General features: G+C 34.5%; 17 protein-coding genes. 12 read left to right on the top strand and 5 right to left on the bottom strand.

Annotated elements, in window-relative coordinates:
- Nucleotides 1–24 precede the first annotated feature (24 nt).
- From DF185_RS02420 to DF185_RS02405, 4 genes are read left to right on the top strand one after another with little or no spacing between them, the layout of a single operon-like run.
- Complete coding sequence (locus DF185_RS02420; RefSeq protein WP_165835917.1) at nt 25–1,269, top strand: YaiO family outer membrane beta-barrel protein; 1,245 nt, start codon at nt 25–27, stop codon at nt 1,267–1,269.
- 6 nt (nt 1,270–1,275) lie between these two features.
- Entirely contained in the window at nt 1,276–2,589 is a 1,314-nt protein-coding gene (locus DF185_RS02415; RefSeq protein ID WP_165835916.1) for a CotH kinase family protein, read from the top strand.
- Nucleotides 2,590–3,789 carry a HEAT repeat domain-containing protein gene (locus DF185_RS02410; RefSeq protein WP_110359125.1) on the top strand — a complete coding sequence of 400 codons (1,200 nt, stop codon included), beginning with the start codon at nt 2,590–2,592 and terminating at the stop codon, nt 3,787–3,789.
- Nucleotides 3,786–5,252, top strand: a complete 1,467-nt coding sequence (locus tag DF185_RS02405) for a glycosyltransferase family 2 protein (protein WP_110359124.1) — start codon at nt 3,786–3,788, stop codon at nt 5,250–5,252. The genes DF185_RS02410 and DF185_RS02405 overlap by 4 nt, the downstream gene beginning before the upstream one ends.
- On the opposite strand, the gene DF185_RS02400 is transcribed toward DF185_RS02405, so the two are convergent.
- From DF185_RS02400 to DF185_RS02385, 4 genes are all read right to left on the bottom strand, one after another.
- Complete coding sequence (locus DF185_RS02400; RefSeq protein ID WP_165835915.1) at nt 5,228–8,110, bottom strand: ABC transporter substrate-binding protein; 2,883 nt, start codon at nt 8,108–8,110, stop codon at nt 5,228–5,230. The two genes, DF185_RS02405 and DF185_RS02400, sit on opposite strands and share 25 nt — an antisense overlap.
- A 227-nt stretch (nt 8,111–8,337) precedes the next feature.
- Nucleotides 8,338–8,919 (bottom strand): DUF3332 domain-containing protein, encoded by a 582-nt coding sequence (locus tag DF185_RS02395; RefSeq protein ID WP_165835914.1) that lies wholly within the window; start codon nt 8,917–8,919, stop codon nt 8,338–8,340.
- Nucleotides 8,920–9,114: 195 nt separating this feature from the next.
- Complete coding sequence (locus DF185_RS02390; protein WP_110359121.1) at nt 9,115–10,356, bottom strand: ammonium transporter; 1,242 nt, start codon at nt 10,354–10,356, stop codon at nt 9,115–9,117.
- A gap of 38 nt (nt 10,357–10,394) precedes the next feature.
- Nucleotides 10,395–10,742, bottom strand: coding sequence for a P-II family nitrogen regulator (locus tag DF185_RS02385; RefSeq protein ID WP_110359120.1), 348 nt, complete (start codon nt 10,740–10,742; stop codon nt 10,395–10,397).
- Nucleotides 10,743–11,552: 810 nt separating this feature from the next.
- Between DF185_RS02385 and hisG the strand changes: the two genes are divergently transcribed.
- The 8 genes from hisG to hisIE are packed head-to-tail and all read left to right on the top strand — an operon-like array spanning nt 11,553 to nt 18,705.
- The gene (gene hisG, locus DF185_RS02380; RefSeq protein WP_110359119.1) at nt 11,553–12,413 is read left to right on the top strand and encodes an ATP phosphoribosyltransferase; all 861 of its coding nucleotides are present in this window, start codon (nt 11,553–11,555) and stop codon (nt 12,411–12,413) included.
- A 40-nt stretch (nt 12,414–12,453) separates the two neighbouring features.
- The gene (hisD, locus tag DF185_RS02375) at nt 12,454–13,752 is read left to right on the top strand and encodes a histidinol dehydrogenase (protein WP_110359118.1); all 1,299 of its coding nucleotides are present in this window, start codon (nt 12,454–12,456) and stop codon (nt 13,750–13,752) included.
- On the top strand, nt 13,749–14,801 hold the full coding sequence (hisC, locus tag DF185_RS02370; protein ID WP_110359117.1) for a histidinol-phosphate transaminase: 1,053 nt from the start codon (nt 13,749–13,751) through the stop codon (nt 14,799–14,801). The genes hisD and hisC overlap by 4 nt, the downstream gene beginning before the upstream one ends.
- 3 nt (nt 14,802–14,804) lie before the next feature.
- Complete coding sequence (hisB, locus tag DF185_RS02365; RefSeq protein ID WP_110359116.1) at nt 14,805–15,950, top strand: bifunctional histidinol-phosphatase/imidazoleglycerol-phosphate dehydratase HisB; 1,146 nt, start codon at nt 14,805–14,807, stop codon at nt 15,948–15,950.
- Nucleotides 15,951–15,953: 3 nt separating this feature from the next.
- Entirely contained in the window at nt 15,954–16,544 is a 591-nt protein-coding gene (gene hisH, locus DF185_RS02360) for an imidazole glycerol phosphate synthase subunit HisH (RefSeq protein ID WP_110359115.1), read from the top strand.
- A 9-nt stretch (nt 16,545–16,553) separates the two neighbouring features.
- Nucleotides 16,554–17,285, top strand: coding sequence for a 1-(5-phosphoribosyl)-5-[(5-phosphoribosylamino)methylideneamino]imidazole-4-carboxamide isomerase (gene hisA / locus DF185_RS02355; protein WP_207784546.1), 732 nt, complete (start codon nt 16,554–16,556; stop codon nt 17,283–17,285).
- Nucleotides 17,286–17,288: 3 nt separating this feature from the next.
- Nucleotides 17,289–18,044, top strand: coding sequence for an imidazole glycerol phosphate synthase subunit HisF (gene hisF / locus DF185_RS02350; RefSeq protein WP_110359114.1), 756 nt, complete (start codon nt 17,289–17,291; stop codon nt 18,042–18,044).
- 40 nt (nt 18,045–18,084) lie between these two features.
- Nucleotides 18,085–18,705 carry a bifunctional phosphoribosyl-AMP cyclohydrolase/phosphoribosyl-ATP diphosphatase HisIE gene (gene hisIE, locus DF185_RS02345; RefSeq protein ID WP_110359113.1) on the top strand — a complete coding sequence of 207 codons (621 nt, stop codon included), beginning with the start codon at nt 18,085–18,087 and terminating at the stop codon, nt 18,703–18,705.
- 5 nt (nt 18,706–18,710) lie between these two features.
- Here hisIE and DF185_RS02340 read toward each other — a convergent pair whose 3' ends face one another.
- Nucleotides 18,711–20,354: an ATP-binding protein gene (locus tag DF185_RS02340; RefSeq protein WP_110359112.1), complete on the bottom strand. Its 1,644-nt coding sequence runs from the start codon at nt 20,352–20,354 to the stop codon at nt 18,711–18,713.
- Nucleotides 20,355–20,435: the final 81 nt, after the last annotated feature.

Below are 20,435 nucleotides of genomic sequence, written 5' to 3'. Positions count from 1 at the left end.
ATCTCTTTTACATTGATGTGTTCAATGATTTTGAATGCTCAGGAAACTGATACGCTTAAGTCTAAAAATTTTTCTGCTGAATTCAAGGAAGCGCAGCGACTTGCATTTGATGGAAATAGATCAGAGGCAAGAAATATTTGCTACACGATACTTAAAGATCAACCAAACTTTCATGATGCCAGAATTCTAATTGGAAGAACATTTGCATGGGATAAAAATTACGATGAGGCAAGAAAAGAATTGCAAGTGGTTCTAGATAAGGATTACGATAATAAAGATGCAATATCTGCATTTATTGATTTGGAAAAGTGGTCTGGAGATCTTTCAAAAGCATTGTTTTATTGTGAATACGGACAATCTTTTTATCCTAGGGAGGAAGATTTTTTAATCAAAAAAATCAAAATTCAACAAGAAAAGGGATTAGATGCCAAATCTTTGCAAACTATAAATGAGTTGTTGGAAATAAATCCTGGAAATGCTGAGGGGATCAAACTTTTTAAAGCTTACAAATCTGCAACAAGAAAGTATGCGTTAATTGTGAAGCATGATTTTGAGCATTTTGAAGAACCTTATGTGAGAAGATGGCATGTAAGTTCATTTCAAGTTTCAAGAAGAAATTCCTGGGGAAGTCTAATCGGAAAAGTAAATGTAGGTGATTTGGTAAAGGAAGGAGAAGGCTTGTGGTCAAATGAAATTTCAAAACAATTTGAAATTGATGCTTATCCACGTATCTCAGCAAGCAATTACATGTACTTGAATTATGGATATTCTCCAGATAATTTGTTTCCGGAACATCGAGCAGGAGCTGAGTTTTATCAGAAATTACCTGCAAAGTTTGAAGCATCTGCTGGTCTGCGTTTTTTAAGATTTGATGGAAGCGCTGGCCACAAAAATGTTTATATCTACACGTGTTCTATTGGAAAATACTATAGAAATTATTGGTTTTCATTGCGAGGATATTTTACGCCAAAGGATAGTGATGTTTCAAGATCAGTGTTTTTTACTACCAGGAGGTATTTACGAGATGCCAAACAATACATTGGATTGGAGTTGGGAACTGGAACATCTCCAGATGAAGCAAGAGGTAATGTATCAAATTTTGATACTTATAAATATGATAGTTGGAAAGTGCGATTGGCATATCAAGATCAGCTAATTGATAAAAGGTTAACCTATTTGTTACGTGCTGGTTACGAAAGAGAGGAGTACGAAGTAAATGAAAAACGACGCATTCTTACTTTCTCAGTTAAGTTGTCATATCAATTGTAAATGAAAATGATGAAGTCTGTACTCATATTATTGTTTTGTGTTGTCTTGAGTTCTGGTTTGTTTGGTGCAAATATTCAGGATAACGGGGAGAGTATAGCTGGAAGTGAAATATTCGATAATGAAAAAATTCATGAAATAAGAATTAGCTTTTTACAATGTTCTGCATGGGATTCATTGGTAAACCATAAAGAAGCTCGCGATTCTATAGAGATAAATAGGTATTTACAGGGAAATGTTGAGGTAAATGGAAAGAAGTTTTATGCATGTGGTGTAAGAATAAAAGGAGAATCATCATATGACTTTTATCCTGGCAGAAAGAAATCTTTTAAGATCAATTTTGGGAAATACATTAAAAAGCAAAAGTTAAATGGCTTAAAAACCATTAATCTGAATAATGCTTTTAAAGATCCCACTTTTATGAGGGAAAAGTTATATCTCGATTTTATGAGATCAGAGGGATTGCCTGTGCCAAGATCTGCTTATGCAAATGTGTATGTAAATAACGAATTGTTTGGTTTGTATGTTTTGGTTGAAGAAATAAATAAAGGCTTTGTAAACCGGAATTTTGGTAACAAATCTGGAGCATTCTTTAAAGGGGAGCCCAAAGCAAATTTGTTGTACATAGGAGATAATCAATTGGACTATGAGCGATCGTATAAGTTAAAATCAAAGGATAGAAAAGACTATCAGGAATTGATGGATTTTATAAAAACACTTGATGACTGTGTTAAAATGGATAAGGAAGCTTTAGCTCACATTGAAGAGGTTTTTGATGTATATGAATGTTTAAAAATATTTGCAATCACGAATTTGTTTATGAATGTTGATGCTATGAATATGTTGCATCGTCATAATTATTATTTGTATAAGAATACTTTAGATCATCAATTCAAATGGATTCCTTACGATGGTAATTATGCTTTTTGCGCGTTTAGTTCAAAATTCACAATGCACCAGGCAGAGAATTTAAGTATTTATTTCATGAATGACAGATATGAAAATACTTTAATGAAAACGTTGTTCGGAATTAAAAAATATCGGGAGTTTTATTCCAACTACATTAAGGAATTATTAAATGAAAGTTTTACTGAGGACAATATAGAGCATGGTATTGATAGACTGGCTATTTCGATCAGAAAACATGTTTATCAGGATACAATGAAAATGTATAGCAATTTGGAATTTGAGAAGAATCTGATGATACATTTGGGAGATGAGTTGGATCCGGGAGCATTCATTCCTGGATTGAAGACCTTTACTAAGAAGAGAATTAAAGCGGTGAGAAGAGAGTTAAATATTAAAGATAAGAATAGAGATTAAATGTTATTATTGGATCAATATATTATTCTATTTGACTTTCAGGAATTGATGAATTCAGTTCCGGACCTCTTGTTTATTGTCTTCGAATTGCTGGGCAGTATTGTAGAGAGGATACAGGCTATAATTAATTATACATTCGAGAGGTTACCATACAATGCTTTGAATCGATTGATTGTATACATGATAATGGTCTTCTTTATATCATTGATGTTGCTATTGCCAACGATTTTAATTTCAAAGCTTTATCTGGCTTACCAAAAGACAAGATACAATCAAATCCATGTTAAATACTCTAAGGCTATTATTGCTTATCTTATAGGAAACAAAGAAGCAAATGATATTTGTGATCAAACAAAACTAAAATCAAGTCGCTTTCATCGAAATGTAATGATTGATGTTTTGATGGCAATTGATAAAGCTGAAAACAAAACTGTGAGTGATAAGATAAGAGCCTTGTATTTGGATTTGAAATTGAATCAGGAATCAATTAGAAAGTTGGATAAGTTTTCATGGAACAAAAAGATTTTCGGAATACGTGAGTTGAGTCACATGAGGGTAAAGTCCGAGAATCAGAAAATTATTTCCTTTCAGCAGAAAAATAATGATGTATTGAGAATAGAATCACAAATGGGATTAATTAAGCTCTTGCCTTTTGTTCCTTTTGCGTTTTTGGATTCGCAGGAGAAACCTTTTACGGTTTGGGAGCAAATTAATGTGTTTGATTTGATACGGAAAAACAGGATTGAAATTCCTGAGTTTCATTTGTGGTTAGATCATTGGAATGATTCTGTGGTAATGTTCTGCTTAGATATGATCAGAGTATTAAAGCAAAAACAAGCTGCACCAAAAGTTTTAGAATTGATAAATCATGACAATGATTTTGTAAAAGGAAAAGTGATTAAAACTTTAATTGATTTGGAAAGTTACGAGGCGATTGCAAAGTTGAAAGAAATGTATCATTTGGAAGAGTCGCCAAATCAATTAAATATACTGAGATCCATTGGGCAATTAAAAATGGAATCTGAAATAAACTTTTTGGAAGATAAGCTGAAAAGTGATGAGTTTAAGATTAGGATGGAGGCATGTAAATCAATTGCAAAAATTGGTGAAACAGGTGTAGCCAGACTAAATGCTCTGTCAGTAAATGCTGATGAAGAATTAAAAGGGATTATCAACCACGTATTAGATCCTAGAATATGAATTACGATGAGTTAATAAGGTTTATTAGTTATTTTTTGGATAAGGTATTTATATCTTATGCCTTCTTATTGATATTTAGTTATACAGCACTGAGCATTGTGTCTGGTATTGCTTTAAATTACTATCTAAAAAAGAATAGTTTCGTCGACTATAGTGTAATTCTCGATTCTCCTTTAGCTCCATCGGTTTCAGTTTTGGTGCCTGCCTTCAATGAAGCAAAAACAATAGTCGATAATGTTGAATCGATATATACAATTCATTACAATAACTTTGATGTAATTGTTGTGAATGATGGAAGTACAGATACCACGTTTAAAGAACTACAAAAAGCATTCAAGTTAGAGCGTGTGAATTTTGCAGTCAATCATGAGATAGAAACAAAAGAAGTACGAGGTGTTTACAAATCAAAACTTGAAACCTATTCAAATCTAATTGTTGTTGATAAAGAGAATGGAGGAAAAGCTGATGCGTTAAATGTAGCAATTAATGTTTCAGACAAGGATTTGTTTATGGCTATTGATGCTGATTCGATTCTGGAACCTGATGCAGTATTAAAGCTAGTGAAACCCTTTTTGGAGCGAACGGATAGAAGAGTGATTGCAGCAGGAGGTGTTGTTCGTATTGCAAATTCGTGTGTAATTGAAAATGGAAGAATAGCAGAGGTTTGTGTGCCAAAGAATTTGCTGGCCAGAATGCAGGTTTTGGAGTATACAAGATCATTTTTAATGGGGCGAATGGCTTGGGCCAAATTAGATGGTTTAATTATTATTTCAGGAGCCATGGGAATGTTTGAGCGAGAGGTTGTGGTGCAAAGTGGGGGATATGCTCACACCATCGGTGAAGATATGGAGCTGGTGGTGCGAATTCGTCGTTACATGTCTGAGCAAAGAGAGAAGTATAAAATAGAATATGTGCCGGATCCTTTATGTTGGACTGAGGCTCCTTCAGACGTTTCTACTTTTGGGCGCCAAAGGAGTAGATGGACTAGGGGCACCATAGAAACCTTAACCGATCATTCAAAAATTTTCTTTTCACCAAGATATGGAGCCATGGGAATGCTAGGATATCCATTTTGGTTTTTATTTGAATGGCTGGCTCCTTTGGTGGAAGTATTAGGAATTATTTATGCGATCATTCTATATTTTACTGGAAATTTAAGCCTGAATTTTATTCTAATTACTTTTCTGTTTGTATACACATTTGCACTGTTTTTCACAACCTGGGCAATTCTTTATGAAGAATTGACTTTCCATAGATACGAAAAGAAAGGAGACGTATTTAGATTATGGATAGCTGCTCTTCTTGAACCATTTATATTACACCCAATATCTTTATTTTTCTCTATAAAGGGTAATATTCAATATGCCAGAGGGAATCGAAAATGGGGTAAAATGGAACGTAAGGGGTTCAAACACAAGCAAGGATCAAAATCAAAGGTTCAACTTCTTGCCAAGAAGAATTGATTAATTCGATTTAATAATTTTTCAGGATTTAAAGGCTTTGAAAAAAAGTCATTGCAACCAGCTGATAATGCTAATCTTTTATCATTTTCTGATGCATAGGCAGTTTGTGCAATAATTGGTGTGTTTTTAAGGTGTTTTCTGATTTCTTTGGTGGCGTCTAGACCATTCATTTCTGGCATCTGAATATCCATCAAAATTAAATCTGGCTGATATCCTGATTTACATAAATTCAAAGCCTCTTTGCCATTTTTACTTATGGTAATGTTTGCTCCGGTATTATCTAGTAATTCTTCCAGAAAATTAATGTTTATGTCTACATCATCAACAATAAGGATTTTCTTTCCAGTCCATGAAAATCTACTTTGCTGATTATTGTTTTCTTTCGGTTCGATTTCTTTCTCTTGTATAGGAATATAGAATTGAAATTTTGAGCCTTTATTTTGATTTGATTCGAGTTTTAATTTGCCATTCAAAAGTTCAATTATTCCTTTTGAAATAGGCAACCCTAGTCCTGCTCCTCCAAATTGTCTGGTATATACATTTTCTATTTGACCAAAGCGTTCGAATATAATGTCATGCTTTTCTTTAGGGATTCCTATTCCTGAGTCTTCGACAATGAAAAACAATTTCGATTCGCTTAGTTTAGCACTAATTTTTATGTATCCATCTTTAGTGAATTTTAGAGCATTGTTGACCAGGTTAATTAAAACTTGTTTGATTTTTCCAAGATCAGATTCGATTTGATCCAACTCTTGGGGAATGTGGCTGGTAAATGAAATTTCCAGATCTTCTTTGTGATACTTTGGTTTTTCGATTTTGAATAAAGTATCAAGGTCACTAAAGAGTTTTGAAATTGAAAAAGTGCTTTTTACAACTTTCAATTGTTTGACTTCCAGATATGATATATCTATAATGTTATTGATGATTTCTAATAATTGCCTGCCATTTTGATTCAAAATATCAATATACTGTTCCTTCTTGTCTTGCGATAGATTTTCTTTTAATAATAACTGGCTAAACCCTAATATTCCATTCATTGGAGTTCGGATTTCATGGCTCATATTTGCAAGAAAAGCAGATTTTAATCGATCACTTTCTTCAGCTTTTTCAAGAGCAGCCTTAAGTTTATTTTCTACTTGTTTCAGAGGAGAAGTATCCATAAGAAATCCTAGAAACTCATCATTATGAAGTTTTACAGCACTAATAAAAGCAGGGAAATTCCTGTTTTCTATAGATTTTACCATTACCTCTCCTTGTACTTTACCTGTATCCAGAAGCTGTTTCATCATTTCAAAGTTCTTGGTGAGTTGTAATGGAGAAAAGAAATCTTTGATATGATAGTTAATTTCGTGAGACTCTTTAATATCAAAGAGCTTTAAAAAAGCAGGATTTGCAAATTTGACTTTTGAGTTTTTATCGAATATTACAAGTCCATTTGGTGATTCATCAATATAAGTTCTTAATTTATATTCGCTGGCAATTAAAGCTTGTTCTGTTTCGATTCTTTTGCTAATATCATTCATTAGCCAAATTTCTTTCCCATCGAAACGATAAGCATGAAATTCAACTTGCTTTATTTTTCCTGATTTCGTTGTAATGGAAGTGATTGTAGGATTTTTGAAATTTTCAGATTTGCTATTCAAGTAAATCTGATAGTTTATCTCTTTGTGATCTCTATAGAGGGTGGTAAACCAAGAGTTAATGTCAGGAGTTTCTTTATTGGTGTATTCTGTAATTTCAAAGGCTTTTTTGTTGGTAAACAATACATTCCCCTCCACAAGAATAGCTCCGGAAGGTAAGTTTTCAATTACCTCTCTAAAGCGTTTTTCAGATTTTATTAACTCTTCATTCTTTAGGCTGATATTAGTGGTTTGTCTATCAACAGCTTTTTTTAATTGTTTATTAAAAACATACAAGTAAAATGAAATCACAACAACAATTGATATTATTATTACAGAAATTACTAGTGCCCATTTTAACCATTTTGGTGTTTTAAATTGTTCTTGTTTGTATATAAAACCACTTAAATCGTAATTGGTAGAAACCATTCCCATTTGAGCACAAATTCTTGCAATATTATCCAGCCTGCCTGGATTTATATGTCCAATTTCGACATAATCATTTAAAATTAACTTTTGAATTTGCTTTGCTTCAAATTGCAGGTGCTTTTTACTTTTTTTTACACCATAGGTATTAATTAGAATATCTATAACTTCATCTTGATTTTTTAATGCATATTCCCAGCCTTTTTTTGTTGCTCTAATGAATGCATCAACACGTTTCGGGTTATTTTTGATTTCCTTTTCAGTTGTAAATATTCCATCGCCATAAAAGTCAATTCCATAATTTTGAGGATAAATAATTGTATAATCGATTCCCTGCTCCCCCAAAAAATAAGGTTCGTTTGTAGAATAGGCATTTAATACATCGGTTTTACCAGTAATTAAATCATTAATATCATAGGTGGTTGTTAATCGATATATATTGTCTAAAGGAATTCCCTCCTTGTAAAATATGGCTAATAGTTCGGGATCCCTATATTCATCTAGGAGCATAACCCGTTTATTGATAAGGTCATGTGCAGTGTTTATTTCTGATTGTTTTAAACTAAGAAATATAGATGGTGAACTTTGAAAAATTGAGGCAAGTAGTACAACAGGCTTTTTGTTAATGCGTTCGATCAAAATATCATTAGCACTTACGCCGTATTCAGCTTCTCCCTGTAAAACAATATCGACAGTGTTAACGGTGCCTCCTTCTAAAAGTTCTACATCTAAGCCTTCATTTTTATAGAATCCTTTATGTAGTGCAGCGTAATATCCAGCAAATTGAAATTGGTGATAATATTTTAGTTGCAATCTGATTTTATCAAAGTGTGGAGCTTTTTTGGGTTCGCTGGCTTGAAGATTAAACGCGCACAAACAAATAGCAAAGATTAAGATCAGATTAAAAGAGAGGAATGGAATTGGTGATTTGTTCATGTTAACAGCATTTAACGTGCTGTCAATAAAGTTACATTTATAGTATGGAGCATCAAAATTTTGATAAAGAAAAATCCCCGACTTTAGATAGTCGGGGAGGAATGTTATTTCATTGCCCAATTAATGGAGTTAGAATGAACCTTTTCTTTAATAAGTGCTAAATCGTAGCTGTTTGGATTAACCTGAATCGTCTCGCCGTTAGGTTTATAGATTTCTATTAAGTTAGCTTCTTCATCGAAGCTTACTAATTTTTGTAATTCCTTGTCACCATCCTTTAGGCTCCAGCTTGAACTTGTTGGATCGTATACCAATTCTGCAAAATTACCTTTGTTTGGGCCTTTTAGTTGTTCGATATGAAATTTGTTTTTTGTAGCTGTAATTCGGTATTTTTTCCCATCTTTTTTTACGATCTGAACATCTTTTTCGCCTTCTTTCATTGCTACAGGGTTATCACCAGACCAGAATTCAATGGTATTTAAAACTAATCCATCAACCAAAACAGCAACTTCGTATACAGGAATTACTACAAAGGCAAAGAATACCAAGGCATTTGTAAATTTATCGCCTACTGTGCTATTCCATTCATGAAGGTTTTTAGTCAAACGAAATGGTCCATAACATCCTGTCTGACCAATGCTAAGAGTGAAAAATAAACAGGCCAATAAGAAAACATTAATCTTTTTCATGTTCATCAATTTAATTTATTAATATGTGTTTTTATTACTTCTATCTTATGCAATGCAACGGCAAATAAACTCAAATATTGTTATTCAATTTGTATTTCCTCACATGAAATTACTAAGTATTTTTTTATAAAAAAAGATGATGGAAGAATCCTACTTCACATCATCTTTATTGAGAAACGAGTATTTGTTTGATAATTAATGGTATGCTTTTTCGCCGTGCTCGTAAATGTCCAGACCTTCTTCTTCAACAACAGCAGGAACCCTTAATCCTATTGATTTATCTAATAATTTGAATAGGATATATGCTGTACCTAAAGCCCATGCTGCAATAGCTAATACTCCTAAGGTTTGAATTCCAAGTAGTTTAAACCCTCCGCCGTATAGTAATCCACCGTCAGTAGCAAAAATTCCGACTAAAAGAGTTCCAAGTGCTCCATTCACTCCATGTACAGTTATAGCACCAACTGGGTCGTCAATTCGAAGTGTTTTGTCGATAAATTCAACTGAAAAAACAAGGGTTATACCTGCTAATATACCAATTATTATTGCAGCTTGAGGAGTAACAATGTCACACCCAGCTGTAATAGCCACTAATCCAGCCAATGCACCATTTAAGGTTAACGAAAGGGTTGGGCGCTTGTATCTCATCCAACTTACAGCAAGAGCTGCAAGAGTTCCACCGGCTGCTGATAGATTGGTTGTTAAAAAAATATGTGAAATGGCTACAGTGTTATCTTTTCCTGCCGCAGCCAGTTGTGAACCTGCATTAAATCCAAACCATCCAAACCAGAGGATAAATACTCCGAGTGCAGCAAAAGTTAAGTTATGTCCTGGAATTGCATTTGCTTTCCCATTGTATTTACCTATACGTGGTCCGATTAAGGCAGCACCTACTAATCCCATCCATGCACCAACAGAATGCACAACGCTTGATCCTGCGAAGTCGTGGAAGCCAAGATTACTTAACCATCCGCCTCCCCAAACCCAGTGACCTGAAATAGGATAAATAATAGCTGTGGTGATTACACTAAAAAATAAATAGGTTTTAAATTCGGTTCTTTCCGCTACCGCTCCAGATACAATGGTTGCCGCTGTTGCTGCAAATACTGTCTGAAACATTAGAAATGAATAGTCAATTACAGGACTTGATTCTTCTAAAAATGGTAGCTTTCCAATAAATCCTCCTAAATCGGTACCAAACATCAAGGCATATCCAATTAAAAAGAATGAAATTGAACCTACACCAAAATCCAACATGTTTTTCATGAGTATATTAGCGGTGTTCTTAGCTCTTGTAAAACCAGCTTCTGCCATCGCAAAGCCAGGCTGCATGAACATTACCAAGGCGGCAGATAATAATACCCAAACTACATCTAATGAATGACTGGTTGCTGTAACAGTTGACTGTATTGTGTTTAAACTCATAGTTTCTTCCATGATAGTTAATTTAAAATCGTGAGTAATTAATGCTAATTCTATTCTTCATCATATAAGGAGCGGTCGCCAGAATCACCTGTTCTGATTCTATAGGCATCAAGAACTTCGTAAATGAATATTCTTCCATCTCCTATTTCTCCTGTAAATGCATTTTCACGAATGCTAACAATACAGCTATCTACAAATTTGTCTCTTACAATAAAGGATACCATTGTTCTTTCAATACTACTGGTATCATATTTTACTCCACGGTAAACTCTTTCTTCTACCGATTTCCCTACACCTCTAACATCCCAGAATGTCAGGTAATCAATACCTATTTGGTGTAGCCCTTTTTTTACATCTTCAAATTTTGTTTTGCGAATAATTGCTTCGATCTTTTTCATAGACTAATATGTTGTTTGATTTTATTATGAGAATATATCTTCTGCTTTAAAACCCCGAGGTTCCCCGGATTAAGGAACCCCGGGGTTCGTTTAGACCAAGCGTAAATTCGACCGTTGTCGAAAAATTGAAGAAATAGATTGTTTGTCATCAGGAATAAAAAGCATGAAAGCTTTTTGTTTCAGTGGGAATAATTTGCTTTCCATGTGGTTTAATTTTGGTTTTTATAATAGTTAGTAATAAATGGTCTTTTTTTAAATATTACTACCCCTTTCAGGGGGGTAAATTCATAAAAAGTTATATTTTTCAGAAAACAACCTCTTGTATTACGTGGCTGTGTTTGTAAAAGTATTAAAAAATCGCAATCAAGCAAGTAGGGGTAGGGGGTAATGTTTGAAAAAAGTTAGTTTTTTTTAATTGTAACGTTTTCGTAGAGGGAGTGTAGTAAAAAAAAAGTTGCATTTTTATGACTGTTACCCCATTTAAAATATCATGTAGGTAATAATTATATAGCAAGATCATTTTTACTAGGTGATTATTTTATACCAATTAGGAAAAAGAAAGTATTTTAAAATTTTCAAAGGAAAGATTTGTCTGAAAAAAAATAAATGCTAATCTTTGCCCCGAACAAAAGAACAAAAATGAAGTTTATTGCATTACATCGTCATTATCATTTTACTTACCCGCAGGTGAGCTGACGATGTTATGCCTTATTCTAAAAGATATTTTAACTAACATTATTAATGCCCGCCTGATTCAGGTGGGCATTTTTTTTACCCATAATGGATCAGGAGGTCTCAAAATTTTAAATCATGGGTGAAAAATTAAAAATTGCTGTTCAAAAGTCAGGAAGACTTAAAGAAGATTCTCTTAAAATCCTTAAAGAATGTGGAATTTCCATCGACAATGGAAAAGATCAGTTAAAAGCCAGTGCCTTTAACTTTCCATTGGAAGTTTTGTATCTTAGGAATTCAGATATTCCTCAGTATGTGGAGGATGGAGTGGCTGATATTGCTATTGTAGGTGAAAATGTTGTCATAGAAAAACAAAAAGAACTTGAAATATTACAGAAGCTTGGTTTTTCGAAATGTAGGTTGGCAATGGCATTGCCAAAGGATGTTGAATACAATGGTCTGGAGTATTTTAATGGTAAAAGGATAGCTACATCCTATCCAAACTCTCTACAGCTATTTCTTGATGAGAATAATTTGAATTGTGATATACACGTTATTTCTGGTTCGGTTGAAATTGCACCAAATATTGGCTTGGCAGATGGTATTTGCGATCTTGTAAGTTCAGGAAGTACTTTATTTAAAAATGGATTACGAGAAGTAGAGCAAATTCTAAAATCAGAAGCTTGTTTGGTTGCCAATAAAAATATTTCAGGTATAAAGCAGGCTATTCTAGATAGACTAATGTTCCGATTGAAATCTGTTTTGGCTGCAAAGAACAATAAATATATTCTTTTGAATGCTCCAAATGAGAAGGTCAATGATATCATCGAAGTATTACCTGGAATGAAAAGTCCTACAATTATGCCATTGGCCAAGGAAGGATGGAGTTCTTTGCACTCTGTAATTAATGAAAATGACTTTTGGGGAGTGATTGATCAGCTAAAGTTGAATGGTGCCGAAGGTATTTTAATCATCCCAATTGAAAAGATGGTACTATAAATTAAAAAGGAAAAGACTATTAATCACAGAATATTTAATCATGCAAGTAATAAAATACCCCAATAAGAAAGACTGGAAGACAATTCTGTCACGTCCTTTGATTGATAATGATGATTTGGAGGAGGTGGTAAACCAAGTCTTTAAAGAGATAAAACTTGAAGGAGACAAAGCTTTACAAAAATATACTTGGCAGTTTGATAAAATTAAAATAGATAAGCTGGAGGTTGCACAGAAGGAAATTGATGAAGCTGAGGAACTGCTAAGTCTTGAATTAAAGAATGCTTTATCGGTTGCAGCTAATAATATTAAAAAGTTTCACGCGTCACAATATCAGGAAACTGAAATTATTGAAACCACAAAAGGTGTTGAGTGTTGGAGAAAAGCTACACCAATAGAGCGAGTGGGATTATATATTCCAGGTGGAAGTGCTCCTTTGTTTTCAACGGTATTGATGTTAGGGATCCCAGCAAAACTTGCAGGCTGTAAGGAGATTGTACTGTGTACTCCACCGGGAAAGGATGGCAAGATTGATCCGGCTATTCTTTACGCCAGTAAATTGGTAGGGGTAGATAAAGTGTTTTGTGTAGGTGGAATACAGGCAGTGGGGGCAATGGCATTTGGAACAGAAAGTATCCCTAATGTTTATAAGATTTTTGGACCAGGAAATCAGTTCGTAACTGCAGCAAAACAGAGGGTGAGCAAATTGGGGGTAGCAATTGATATGCCAGCAGGACCATCAGAGGTGTTGGTGTTGGCAGATAAGAGTGCGAATGTCGAATTTATTGCTTCAGACCTTTTATCACAAGCTGAACATGGAGTTGATAGTCAGGTGATTTTTGTAACCTGGGAAGAATTATTGGTTGAAGAGGTGCAATTGGCAGTTGAAAGACAGTTGAGTAAACTTTCTCGTAAAGACATTGCAGAGCAGGCCTTACAGAATTCTAAAATTATCCTGGTTTCATCTTTGGATGAAGCATTGGAACTAAGTAATGAATATGGTCCTGAGCACTTGATTATATCTGTTAAAGATGAGGATAAATGTGTGAACAGTATTTCGAATGCAGGTTCTGTGTTTTTAGGAAATTATACACCGGAGAGTGCGGGCGATTATGCTTCGGGAACAAATCACACATTGCCTACGAATGGATTTGCTAAGTCCTTTTCAGGAGTTAGTCTCGAATCTTTCATGAAGAGTATTTCATTTCAAAAAATTAGCGAAAAAGGTTTATTAGAGTTGGGACCAGTAATTGAAGTAATGGCAAAAGCTGAACAATTGGATGCTCACTGCAATGCAGTAAGTGTACGTTTGCAGAAAATGAGAGAGGAGGCGAAAAGATGAATACAACATTTACCTTAGAAAATATAATCAGAGAGAATGTGAAACAATTGGTGCCATACTCTTCTGCTCGCGATGAATTTTCGGGAAATGGTTCTGTTTTTCTCGATGCAAATGAAAATCCTTATGAAAATGGAGTCAACCGTTATCCGGATCCCCTACAAAATCAATTGAAAAAAAGATTAACTCAATTAAAGGGAGTTCCCCCAACAAGAATGATTCTTGGGAATGGAAGTGATGAGGTAATTGATCTATTGTTTAGAGCATTTTGTGAGCCTAATAAAGACAATGTTGTGACTTGTACACCTACTTATGGAATGTACGAGGTGGCAGCCAACGTTAATGCAGTTGAAATTAAAGAAGCTGCTTTGGATAAGGATTTTCAGCCTAATGTAGATTTGGTAATGGATCTTACGGATGAGAATTCCAAGATGTTGTTTCTGTGTTCGCCCAATAATCCGACTGCAAACTTGTATGATGAAGATAGAATTGTTCAACTCCTGAAAGCATTTTCAGGGATTGTAATTGTAGATGAGGCATACATAGATTTTGCCTCCGGTAAATCTGTCTTGGATAAGTTGGAAGAATATCCAAATTTGGTAATTCTTCAAACTTTGTCGAAAGCTTGGGGGATGGCAGGAATTCGATTGGGAATTGGTTTTGCATCAGTGGAAATTGTAGAAGTGCTGAATCGTATTAAACCTCCTTATAATGTAAATAGCCTAACACAAACAAAAGCCTTGGAATTACTTGATGATGAGGCGAAGTATTTGAATCAGGTAAATGGTATTCTTAAAGATAGAGAAGAGTTAAGTGAATTTCTTTCGAATTTGTCTTGTGTGAAGAAAGTTTACGAATCAGATGCTAACTTTATTTTGGTAAAGGTTGATAATGCAAAACAATTGTACAATTTCCTATTAGATAAGGGAATCATTATCAGGGATCGTTCAAAGATTGCAGGACTGGAAAATTGTGTAAGAATAAGCATCGGAACTCAGGAAGAAAATAAGCTATTGTGCGAATCATTAAGCGAATACAACTCTAAAAATTAAGCTATGAATACAAAAAAGAAAGTTCTTTTTATCGATAGAGATGGTACTTTAATATTGGAGCCTCCAGTGGATTATCAGGTGGATAGTTTAGAGAAATTAGAGTTTTATCCGGCTGTGTTTAGAGGATTATCAAAAATTGTTGATCAACTGGATTATGAGTTGGTAATGGTGACCAATCAGGATGGATTGGGAACAGATTCGTATCCTGAAGAAACATTTTGGCCTGCACAAAACAAGATGTTGAAGACCTTTTCAAATGAAGGAATTGAATTTGATGATATCTGCATTGACAGAACTTTTCCTGAAGAAAATGCGCCTACTCGTAAGCCTGGGACTGCTCTTCTGACAAAATACTTTTCGGAAGAATACGATTTAGCTAACTCTTATGTAATTGGCGATCGATGGACGGATGTAGAATTGGCTAAAAATTTGGGATCGAAAGCAATTTTTATCACGTCGAGTGGAAATATTGGTGACGATGAATTGAGCGAATCTAAAAATGATCTTCAAGCTTGTATTGCTCTTGCAACGGATAGTTGGTTAAAAATATACGAGTACCTAAGACTAGAGGAGAGAACAGCAACAATCATACGTAATACCAAGGAGACTCAAATCGAAATCAAATTGGATTTGGATGGAGAAGGAAAGGGAGAATTTGATACTGGAATAGGTTTCTTCGATCACATGTTGGATCAAATTGCCAAGCACGCTGGTGTTGATTTATCTGTAAAAGTTAAAGGAGATTTGGAGGTTGATGAGCACCATACGATTGAAGATACAGCGATTGCCTTGGGAGAGGCTTTTAATAAAGCATTGGGTTCAAAGTTAGGTCTTGATCGTTACGGTTTTTCTTTGCCTATGGATGATTGCCTTGCACAAGTTGCCCTTGATTTTGGTGGAAGAAATTGGCTGGTATGGGATGCTGAATTCAAACGTGAAATGATTGGAGGTATGCCTACCGAGATGTTCTATCATTTCTTTAAATCATTTACCGATGGAGCTGCATGTAATTTGAACATTAAAGCAGAGGGACAAAATGAACATCACAAGATTGAAGGCATTTTTAAGGCATTGGCCCGAGCAATTCGAATGGCCATAAGAAGAGATGTGAACTGTTTGCAATTACCGTCAACCAAAGGAAAGTTATAAAGAATGAAGAAGCAAAATATTGTAATTATAGATTATGATGCCGGTAATATTCAGTCGGTAAAATATGCCTTTGAACGATTGGGAATTACTCCAATAGTTTCTAAAGATAAAGAGGTGATTCGCAATGCTGATAAGGTAATTTTTCCTGGAGTTGGAGAAGCTTCATGGGCAATGAATTCTCTGAAGGAAAATGACTTGATTGATTTGATTCCTGACTTGAAACAGCCAGTGCTGGGAATTTGTCTGGGCATGCAATTGATGTGCGAAAGCACAGAAGAAGGACATTCAAAAGGATTAGGCATTTTTCCTGTTAAAGTTATGCGATTTACCAATGAAATGAAGGTTCCGCATATGGGCTGGAATCAGTTGGGTGATTTAAAAGGAGGATTGCTGAATGGTATTCAACCAAGTGAATTTACCTACTTTGTTCACTCTTACTATGTGCCAGTTATAGAGGAAACAATTGCCAGTTGTGATTACATTTTACCTTTTAGTGCTGCACTGCAAAAAGATAACTTTTATGCGTGTCAGTTTCATCCTGAAAAGTCGGGTGATGTTGGAGTAAAAATCCTTGAAAACTTTATCAACTTATAAGAAGAAGCAATGGCAAAAATTAAAATAATACCAGCAATAGATACCATAAAAGGGAAATGCGTTCGCTTAACCAAGGGGGACTACAATACCGAGAAAGTGTATAATGAAGATCCTTTGGAAGTAGCCAGAAACTTTGAAGCATTAGGAATTACACGATTGCACTTGGTGGATTTGGAAGGTGCAAAATCAGGACACATCTGTAATGCTGAAGTTTTAAAGAGAGTAGCACAAGGTACCAATTTGAAAATAGACTTTGGTGGCGGCGTAAAATCAAATGAAGATATTGAATTGGCATTTCAATCTGGTGCAAACCAGGTAACAGGAGGAAGTATAGCTGTATCGAATCCAGAACTGATGGAAAGTTGGTTGGAAAAGTATGGTGCGGAAAAAATAATTCTTGGTGCCGATGTGAGAAATGAAATGGTTTCAATTTCAGGATGGCAGAAAGATTCGGATTATCACATTTACAAGTTTCTGGAAAAGTATCAAGCTAAAGGAGTGAAAAGCATTATCTGTACTGATATTTCGAAGGACGGAATGCTTCAGGGACCTGCTGTAGATTTGTACAAAGGAATCATGAAAGAATTTCCCGAATTGGAACTGATTGCAAGTGGAGGTGTGAGTAATATCGAGGATGTAAGAGTATTGAATGAAATTGGATGCTGGGGAGTAATTATCGGTAAGGCGATTTACGAAGAGCGAATCGATATGAATGAATTGGTTAACGAATTTATATTGTAGGTTATGCTATCGAAAAGAATAATACCATGTTTGGATGTAAAGGATGGCAGAACAGTGAAAGGAGTTAACTTCGTTGATCTTCGTGATGCCGGTGACGCCGTAGAATTGGCTGCTTACTATGCAGAACAAGGAGCCGATGAATTGGTATTCCTTGACATTACAGCTACCCACGAAAAAAGAAAAACTTTGGTTGAATTGGTACAAAAGGTAGCCAGAGAATTGAATATTCCATTTACCGTTGGAGGCGGAATATCAACACCTGAAGATGTTGGAATTCTCTTAAATGCAGGTGCCGATAAAGTATCCATTAATTCAGCGGCAGTGCGAAATCCACAATTGATATCCGATTTGGCAAAAAGATTTGGAAGTCAGTGTGTGGTTTTAGCGGTTGATGCCAAATGTGTTGATGGGAATTGGGAAGTGTACCTGAATGGTGGCCGACTTCCAACCGGAATCGATTTATTTGAATGGATTGTGAAGGCAGAGCAGCTTGGTGCTGGTGAAATTCTTTTCACATCCATGAATCACGATGGTACGAAAAATGGTTTTGCCAATGAAACATTAGCTAAGGTGTCTGAAATGGTAAATATTCCGGTGATTGCTTCGGGAGGAGCAGGTAATATGGAGCACTTTGCCGATGCTTTTATCGATGGAAAGGCTGATGCAGCCTTGGCAGCAAGTGTTTTTCATTTCAAAGAAATTGAAATACCAGAACTGAAGAAATATCTGAAAACAAAAAATATCCCAGTAAGAATTTAAATTAAGAACATTTAGTTTTTAAATCTCAAATATCAAAAAAATGAATTTTAAAGATCTAACAAACCAAATTGATTTTAATAAAGGTGATGGCTTGGTTCCTGCCATTATACAAGATGTAAAATCCCAAAAAGTATTGATGTTGGGTTACATGAATAAAGAGTCGTATGAAAAGACTATTGAATCGGGAAAGGTAACTTTTTACAGTAGAAGCAAACAAAGATTGTGGACCAAAGGAGAGGAGAGTGGAAATTTTCTAAACCTAAAAGACCTAAGTTTAGATTGCGATAAGGATACACTATTAATAAAGGTTGATCCTGTTGGACCTGTTTGTCACAAAGGAACAGATACTTGTTGGGAAGAAGCTAATGAGGCAAGTTCTATCGATTTTCTTTTACAATTGCAGCAGGTAATTACAGAAAGAAAGAAGAATTTATCAGAGAAATCTTACACGGCAAGTTTGTTCCAAAAAGGGATCAACAAAATTGCACAGAAAGTAGGTGAGGAAGCTGTTGAGTTGGTAATTGAAGCCAAAGATGATAATGAAGATTTATTTATGGGTGAGGCAGCTGATTTAATGTTTCACTACCTTGTATTGTTATCGGCAAAAGGATATAGTTTAGAGCAAGTTGTTGCCTTATTGGAAACAAGACATTCTAAATAAAAAATCTATCGTATGGGGAGGGTGAAATAGAATGAAGAGCCTTCCCCATATGTTGATTTTACCCAGATTTGTCCATCCATAATCTGTAATAGTTTTTTACAGATATTTAAACCTAATCCAGAGCCTCTATACAGAACCGTTGTATCAATTTCTATTTTACGGAACCTATCGAAAATATAGTTTAAGGACGATGGTTCGATGCCTATGCCTGTGTCTTCTACACAGAAAATTAATTCACTATCATTATTGTAACTTGCATAAACGGTAATGGTTCCACTTTCGGTAAATTTTATTGCGTTTTCTATTAAGTTGTTAAAGATCTGTTTTATTCTTAATTGATCTGCTGTAATTATAAACACATCCGTGTTTAATTGATTGACAAATCTAATTTCAAGGTCTTTCTTCTTTTTAGGAATATTTTGGGTTTGAATTTCAACCAAGTTTTTGATGAGTTTGACCACATTAAATTCTTTATGATTTAAATTAATTTGACCAGACTCTATAATAGATAAATCTAAAATCTCATCAATTAAGTGTGTTAAATCATTACAATTTGTTCTAATAATATTAGCAAATAAATCAGTTTTTTCTTGATTTAAATCCTTTGATGTTAAAAGCTCCGAAAATCCTTGGATAGCATTTAGAGGAGTTCTTATTTCATGAGACATATTGGCTAGAAATGAGCTTTTTAGAGTGTTGCTTTCTTCGGCTTTTTCTTTTGCTTTTTTTAATTCCTTTGTTTGTTTGGCAACACTTTTTCTTAGGGTTTTATTCCAAACCCACATAAAAAATAAGCCAAAAGCTAATGCCGACAGAATTGTAACCAAGCTTCCCCAAAAAACTGTTTTCTGCCAGAATGGTCTCGAATTAATTTGGATGTAATGGTTGTAAATTTGACTTTGTTCCTTTGGACTTATTTTGGACAAACCCTTTGAAATTATCCTGGCCAACATAGGTTGATCATTTCTGATTGCAAAGCCAAGTTTGTTGTCGTAACCAGCATCGCCAACAATTTTAATATTTGGAATTAATTGGTTGTGAATAATTTGAATGCCATACCCCTGTTGTGTAATTATCACATCTATTTTTTTTGCTGATAATTTAAGCAAGCATTCCAAATCACTTTTAAAGGGAACCAAATTTATTTCAGGATACATTACTTTAAGATGTTCCTGTATTGCATAATTGTCTACCACTCCAACATCAACATTTTCCAGGTCTCCCAATTGAACCTCTTCAGGGGCGTCATTTCTCATGAAAATAACATGTGGGATTGAGATAAATGGTTCGGTAAAAAAGAAGTGCTTTCTTCTATCAGGAGTTTCTTGAATTTCTAAAATTACATCAACATTCTTATTGTATCCTGCCTGAAGTATTTCTTTCCAATTGGAATATAGTACCTTTTTAAATTTATAATCAAGTTTTGTTTCAAGTAATGAAAGAATATCTATGGAGATTCCAATTGATTTGCCTTCTTCATCTGTGTATTGAAATGGAGGAAAAACTGATGATACTGCAATGGAAACATTGGGGTGTTCTTCTAACCATTGCCTCTCTTTGTAAGTAAGAATGTCATATTCTTTTCTTGAGCAAGAAAGAATAATAAGAAATGAGAGTAGAAGAAAAAATAAGTGTGTTTTACGTCCCATGCAGTAAGAATTTTAAGAACTCAAAATAATTAATTTAAATGAAAATTCATACACATTGTAAAGTGATTTCTATTTACAAAA

The organism is Marinifilum breve (genome assembly GCF_003202155.1).
Classification (GTDB): Bacteria; Bacteroidota; Bacteroidia; order Bacteroidales; family Marinifilaceae; genus Marinifilum; species Marinifilum breve.
Note: the sequence above shows the minus strand (reverse complement) of the source record. Positions and strands in the feature narration are given on the sequence as shown.